The 6,080-nt window shown below is 73.0% G+C and carries 7 protein-coding genes; 5 read left to right on the top strand and 2 right to left on the bottom strand.

Annotated features, from left to right (window positions below):
* Positions 1-199: 199 nt before the first annotated feature.
* The 3 genes from VFC33_17075 to VFC33_17065 all read left to right on the top strand — a co-directional run bounded on the left by VFC33_17075 (position 200) and on the right by VFC33_17065 (position 2,495).
* Positions 200-1,543, top strand: coding sequence for a carotenoid oxygenase family protein (locus VFC33_17075; protein ID HZR14955.1), 1,344 nt, complete (start codon positions 200-202; stop codon positions 1,541-1,543).
* On the top strand, positions 1,540-1,869 hold the full coding sequence (locus tag VFC33_17070) for a cupin domain-containing protein (protein HZR14954.1): 330 nt from the start codon (positions 1,540-1,542) through the stop codon (positions 1,867-1,869). Before VFC33_17075 ends, VFC33_17070 begins: the two co-directional genes overlap by 4 nt.
* 92 nt (positions 1,870-1,961) lie before the next feature.
* A complete protein-coding gene (locus VFC33_17065; protein HZR14953.1) occupies positions 1,962-2,495 on the top strand; it encodes a TIGR03086 family metal-binding protein in 534 nt (177 codons plus the stop codon).
* Here VFC33_17065 and VFC33_17060 read toward each other — a convergent pair.
* Together VFC33_17060 and VFC33_17055 are read right to left on the bottom strand one after the other, a co-directional pair.
* On the bottom strand, positions 2,476-3,606 hold the full coding sequence (locus VFC33_17060; protein ID HZR14952.1) for a Gfo/Idh/MocA family oxidoreductase: 1,131 nt from the start codon (positions 3,604-3,606) through the stop codon (positions 2,476-2,478). The two genes, VFC33_17065 and VFC33_17060, sit on opposite strands and share 20 nt — an antisense overlap.
* A gap of 19 nt (positions 3,607-3,625) precedes the next feature.
* Entirely contained in the window at positions 3,626-4,468 is an 843-nt protein-coding gene (locus VFC33_17055; protein HZR14951.1) for an EamA family transporter, read from the bottom strand.
* A gap of 100 nt (positions 4,469-4,568) precedes the next feature.
* Between VFC33_17055 and VFC33_17050 the strand changes: the two genes are divergently transcribed.
* Together VFC33_17050 and VFC33_17045 are read left to right on the top strand one after the other, a co-directional pair.
* A complete protein-coding gene (locus tag VFC33_17050; GenBank protein ID HZR14950.1) occupies positions 4,569-5,453 on the top strand; it encodes a DUF2510 domain-containing protein in 885 nt (294 codons plus the stop codon).
* A 63-nt stretch (positions 5,454-5,516) separates the two neighbouring features.
* On the top strand, positions 5,517-6,080 hold a 564-nt coding region (locus VFC33_17045), incomplete at its 3' end, for an alpha/beta hydrolase domain-containing protein (GenBank protein ID HZR14949.1).

Below are 6,080 nucleotides of genomic sequence, written 5' to 3'. Positions count from 1 at the left end.
GGGCCGGACTCGTCGAGGGTCGCGACGGCAGCGTCGACGAGCGCGGGACGCAGCGAGCCGTGGTGATAGGGCCGGACCGGGCCGTCGGTCGTCGTCACGGCGTGAACGCTAGCGGAGATCTTTCCATTGACAAGATCATGCTCCGCTCGTATCTTTCCAATGGAAAGCCGACTCGAGGGCACGGCGTTCGGGAGGATCGATGGACACCACGGCGAACCCCTATCTCCTCGGCAACTACGCGCCCGTCCCGGACGAGCTCACGGTGCACGACCTGCCCGTGACGGGCCGTCTGCCCGTCGAGCTCGACGGGCGGTACCTGCGCAACGGCCCGAACCCCGTGACCGCACCCGACCCGTCGACGTACCACTGGTTCACGGGCGACGGCATGGTGCACGGCATCCGCCTGCGCGACGGACGGGCCGAGTGGTACCGCAACCGCTTCGTGCGCTCGGCCGGCGTCGCGGCCGCGCTGGGCGAGCCGTGGCGGCCGGGGCCGGTGCACGCGGGGATGGACTTCGCGCCGAACACGAACGTCGTCGCACACGCGGGCCGCACGCTCGCGCTCGTCGAGGCCGGGGCGCGTCCCTACGAGCTCACGGACGAGCTCGAGACCGTCGGTCCGACGGACTTCGACGGGACGCTGCCCGGCGGGTACACGGCGCACCCCAAGCGCGACCCGGCGACCGGCGAGCTGCACGCGGTCTCCTACTTCTGGGGCTGGGGCAACCGCGTGCAGTACAGCGTGGTCGGTGCCGACGGGCGGGTGACGCGCATCGTGGACGTCGAGGTCGGTGGGCCGATCAGCGTGCACGACATGTCGCTGACGGAGCGCTACGCGGTGATCTACGACCTGCCCGTCGTGTTCGACCTGGATGCCGCGGCGGGCGGCGCGAGCTTCCCGTACCGGTGGGACGCGGCGTACCACGCGCGCGTCGGGTTGCTCGCACGCGATGCGACGGACGGCGCGCAGGTCGCGTGGTTCGACGTCGAGCCGTGCTACGTCTTCCATCCCCTCAACGCGTACGACGACGGCGACCGCGTGGTGCTCGACGTCGTCCGACACCCACGCATGTTCGCGACGCACGTGCTGGGGCCCGACGAGGGCGCGCCGACGCTCGACCGGTGGACGATCGACGTCGCGGCCGGGAAGCTGCGCGAGGAGCGCATCGACGATCGCGGGCAGGAGTTCCCGCGCGTCGACGAGCGTGTCGTCGGGCGGTGCCACCGTTTCGGCTACACGGTCACGGGTGGCGACGGCCGGCCGGGCGCGCTGTTGAAGCACGACTTCGAGCGCGACACGATCGAGGCGCGTGAGCTCGGCGACGCGACGCCCGGCGAGGCCGTCTTCGTGCCGCGCGCCGCGGACGCGTCCGAGGACGACGGTTGGTTGCTGACCCTCGTCTACGACCCGGACCGGGACACGAGCGATCTCGTCGTGCTCGACGCGCGCGACGTCGCGGGCGAGCCGGAGGCGATCGTGCACCTGCCGCGGCGGGTGCCCTTCGGGTTCCACGGCAACTGGATCTCCGAGGAGGACCGATGACTGCACCGATCTCGCTCGAGGGCTGGGACATCACGAGCGCCGCCTCTACCGAGTGGGTGCCATGGGGCAGCAACGGCAAGGCGACCGCGAAGGTCCTCGGATCGGCGGACGGCTTCGTCGTCGCGCTCGTCCGCGCGGAACCCGGGTACGCGGGTGACGCCCACGTGCACGCGCACCCCGAGCTCCTCTACCTGGTCGACGGCGCCGTCCGGAACCAGGGCCGGGACATGGTCGCGGGCGACGGGTATGCGGCCGCGGCCGGGTCGAGTCACGACGAGTTCGAGACGGACACGGGCGCGACGTACGTCGTCGTGTTCCGCGTCTGACGCCGCGCCTCACGCCGCCGCGGCACTTCGGCGTTGTCGAGCGTGTCGCCGTCCGTCAGACTGCCGCGGACCGGGACGAACGGAGGACGCGGATGAGCGAGAGCAGCGACAAGTACCGGCGCGCGGTCGACGGCTTCTCGCGCGTGGTCGACGCGGTACCGGACGACGCGTGGTCGGCACAGTCGCCCTGCGAGCGCTGGACCGCGCGGGACGTGCTCGCGCACGTCGTCGGCGGGATGCAGCGCGTTGCCGGCGCGGCCGGTGAGGCGCCCTCGCTCGAGCAGGATCCCGCGAGTGCCTACGCGAAGACGCGCGACGCGGCCCTCGGCTCGCTCACCGACGAACGCCTCGCGAGTCAGATCGAGAGTCCGATGGGCGCGATCCCGCTCGACCAGTTCCTCGCGCGGTTCATGACGCCCGACACGCTCGTGCACACGTGGGATCTCGCCGCCGCGGTCGGCATGGACGTGACGCTCGATCCGCAGCTCGTCGAGGAGACGTACCAGGCGATGCTCCCGCTGGACGACGCGCTCCGCTCGTCGGGCGCGTTCGGCCCGAAGGTGGAACCGCCGCCGGGTACGGACACGCAGGTGAAGCTGATCTGCTTCACGGGTCGACGGGTCTAGCGGCGCGCGGCACGGCGACGTCGAGCGGGGTCCCGACCCGGCTCGACTCGAGCGCGGTCAGCAGCGTGACGAGGATCGTGCGCGACGTCTCGCCGTCGAGCACGACGTCGCCACCGCCGTGGCGGAACCACTCGACGGCGTGCGCGGTCGACGCGCGGAAGGCGGCGGGAGGGTCGTCGTCGAGCGCGTGGAACCCTCGCAGCTCGCCGTCGCGGTACAGCACGACCGCCGGCTCCTGCACGCCACGCGCGCTGATCCGGTTGCACCGCACGTAGCCCCGCGCGCCCGTGACCTCCACGCGCTCGTCGCACGTGTAGTAGTCGGAGCGGAAGTACGTCTCGGGTGCGAGCAGGACCTCCATGACGGCGCGCACGCCGTTGTCGTGCTCCCACACGAACGTCGCCGGCGCGTCGATCACCACCTCGGGCGCGAGGTCGGGCGCGATCTGCTCGGTGCGGATCCATCCGAACACGCGGCGGATCGGCCCGAACAGCCAGTGCGCCACGGCGAGCTGGTGCCAGCCGTGGTCGAACGTCAGCAGACCGCGCCCGTCGCGCGCCTGCTCGAACTGCCACTCGTAGCTCGACAGCGGGACGTCCCAGCCGCCGAGCGCGGTCGCGACGATCTTCATGTGCAGGCCCGTCGGGCGGCCGATCGCGTCGTCGTGGACGAGCTCGCGCAGCTTCACGAGCGGGGGATAGAAGACGTAGTCCTCCATCACGCGCAGCGCGGCACCGGTACGAGACGCGGCGTCGAGCATCGCGTCGGCGTCGGCGAGGCTGCGTGCGAGGGGCTTCTGCACCTGCACGTGGAACCCCGCGCCGACGACCTTCGTGACGATCGGCCCGTGCAGCGGCGTCGGGACGAGCACGTCGACGACGTCGGCGTCGGACCCGAGGACGTCGTCGAGGTCGTCGGTCGCGCGCGCGTCGGGGAACACGGTCTTCCAACGCGCGACCCGCGCCTCGTCGAGGTCGCACAGCGCAACGACGTCCACGTCGTCATGCTCGGCGTACCGGGGCAGGCACAATTCCGAGATCTGACCCAACCCGACGACCGCGACGCGGAGCGCTCGGTCGCCGACCGGCAGCGGTGTCGGCCGGTTCGTCATCGCGGCAGTATCGCCCGTCTCAGCCGAGGGCGACGAGGACGAGGCCCGTCAGCGCGACGAGCAGCCCGACCAACTGGTGGCGTTCGAGGTGCTGACGCAGGAGCACCCACGCGAGCACGACCGTGAAGCCGGGCGCGAGCGCGGCCACCGGTGCGACGACGACGAGCAGACCGTGGCGCAGCGCCGCGAGGAGCAGCGCAGTCGCGGTGACGTCCAACGCGCCCGCGGCGACGGCCAGCCGTCGCGCCGAGCCGACGGGGAGCGCGAGCTCCCGGCGCGAGGCCAGCGCGACGACGAACGCGGTCGCGAGCAGCGCGGCGGCGGCGCGGCCGGTCAACACGGGCCAGAAGCCCGACGCGGCCGAGGTCTCGGAGTAGAGGACGAGCGACGTGCCGAGCGCGGCGCCGGCCGCGACGGCGAGCGCGGTGCCGCTCGCGATCGCGCGCCCGCCCGTCGGTTGCGACTCGCGAGCGATGAGCCCACCGGCGGCGATCGCGAGCGCGGCGCCGACGAGCACGATCGCCGACGGCCGCTCACCACGCGCGAGTCCCCACACGACCGGGAGCACCGACGCGATCACCGCGGTGACGGGCGCGACCACGCCCATCGCGCTGCTCGCGAGGCCGCGGTAGAGGAGGCCGAGGCCGACGACGTTGATCCCGCCCGCGCACGCGCCGTAGAGGAGATCGGCGGTCGAGACGCGCGCGCCGACGAGCACGGCCACGACGACCGCGCCCACGACGGCGCACCACTGGGAGACGACGAGCACCGCCGGGGTCGGCGCGCTCATCGACGCGCGGCCGCCGACGAAGTCGCCCGAGCCGAACGCGACCGCGACGAGCACCCCGAGCAGCACGGCCACGGCGCCGCAGCTTACGGAGCGCTCGCGTCCACGGGCCGGGGGCCCGGTCGCGTCGCTGCCCTGGTCACGCACGGTGGCGGCCGGTATCCTGCTCCGGATCGTGAACGCCGGATCACGCCTCGCGAGCGAACCCCCCGGGCAGCCGAGGACGTCTGTCCTCGCGCGCCGCGCGGCGCAGCGGGTCCGCGAGGCCGCCGCGACCTTCCGCCGCGACGAGGCGGCCAACGGCAACGGCGACACCGCGATCGAGCGGTCGCACCGGTTCACGATCGTGAGCGGCAGGGTCGACCGCGAGAGCGTCAAGGGCACGTTCGGGCTCTCGCTGAGCTGGCGCAACGCAGCACGGCGGGAGCGGCGCGCGCCGGCCGACGGGCCGCTCGCGGTCATGCGCGTCCATCTCGACCTGCACGTCGCGCGGCTCGGACGCGATCTCAGCTGCCACCGGGCGTTCTTCTTCGGCAGCGTCCCCGAGGCGATCGCGCAGGGGAGGGGCGCGCCCGCGTCGCCCGTGCTCGAGCACGAAGCCGAGCATCGCGTGATCGACCTGCGCCACGAGCACGAGCGCGAGGACGACGCCGCGCCGCCGCGCGTGCCGCTGTTCGCGCAGAATCCCGTCGTGGAGCACGAGCGGGAGCCCGTTCCGACCCGTGAGCCGGCGCCGGTGCGGACGCCGTTGTACGGCTCGATCTCGCCGGCCGGGGAGGACGCCACGACGACACGCGACGCCGAGCGCGTGGTCAGCGCGCCTCCTGCGAACCACGCGTTCGACGCCCGTGTCGGCGGGCATCGCGACGCGACCGGCGACCTCGACGCGCGCGACCCCGACGCGCCGCTCCCGGAGGGGTGGCACCCCGACCCGGCCGGCCACGCCGAGCTCCGCTACTGGGATGGGCACCGCTGGACGGCGCACATCAGCACCGGTGGGCGGCTCTGGCTGTCACCGATCGACGCGACCCGACCCCATACGCAGCTCCCGAGCGATTGACGCGCGCCGCGCTGCGGCTGTCTACGCTGCCGGGCGATCTGCGCCTGCGACAGGGGGACTCGCATGCTTCGCGTCCGCAGCATCTGCCGTTCCGTCGCGTTCGTCGCCTGCGTGGGCGTCGTCGCCGTTGCGACCGCGCTGAACGCGACACCTGCCTTCGCGCACGACGGGGGTGGTCACGACGGCCGCGGCCACGGTGGCGACGACCACGAGCACGCGCGCCGTCCGAACGTGCCGATCCCCCTCGTCTCCGGGCCGGTGACGGGCGGCAAAGGGGTGCCGTTCACGGTCGACGACATCTCACAGCTGCCCGCGTTCGGCTACGTGCAGCAGGAGTACTTCCTGCAGGGGACGGCGCGCGCGTTCACGAAGATCGGGACATGGACGGCCGACGGCGAGTGGCGCGCCGCGCAGAGCACGACCGCCCCGTACAAGACGCGCATCATCGTCCGGAAGCCGGCCGATCCGAAGCGCTTCAACGGGACCGTCTTCGTCGAGTGGAACAACGTCAGCGCGGGCTTCGACGCCGGTGCCGACTGGGACTTCGGCCGCCAGGAGCTCCTGCGCGAAGGCTTCGCGTACGTCGGCGTCTCCGCGCAGTTCGTCGGTGTGGACGGCAGCGGCGGG

The sequence above is a fragment of the Acidimicrobiia bacterium genome, assembly GCA_035651955.1.
Lineage (GTDB): Bacteria > Actinomycetota > Acidimicrobiia > IMCC26256 > JAMXLJ01 > JAMXLJ01.
This window is presented reverse-complemented; position numbering and strand designations above follow the sequence as displayed.

Excerpts from the sequence above, each read along its gene's own strand:
- VFC33_17075 (HZR14955.1), top strand. The coding sequence starts at position 200 with ATGGACACCACGGCGAACCCCTATCTCCTCGGCAACTACGCGCCCGTC.
- VFC33_17070 (HZR14954.1), top strand. The coding sequence starts at position 1,540 with ATGACTGCACCGATCTCGCTCGAGGGCTGGGACATCACGAGCGCCGCC.
- VFC33_17065 (HZR14953.1), top strand. The coding sequence starts at position 1,962 with ATGAGCGAGAGCAGCGACAAGTACCGGCGCGCGGTCGACGGCTTCTCG.
- VFC33_17060 (HZR14952.1), bottom strand. The coding sequence starts at position 3,606 with ATGACGAACCGGCCGACACCGCTGCCGGTCGGCGACCGAGCGCTCCGC.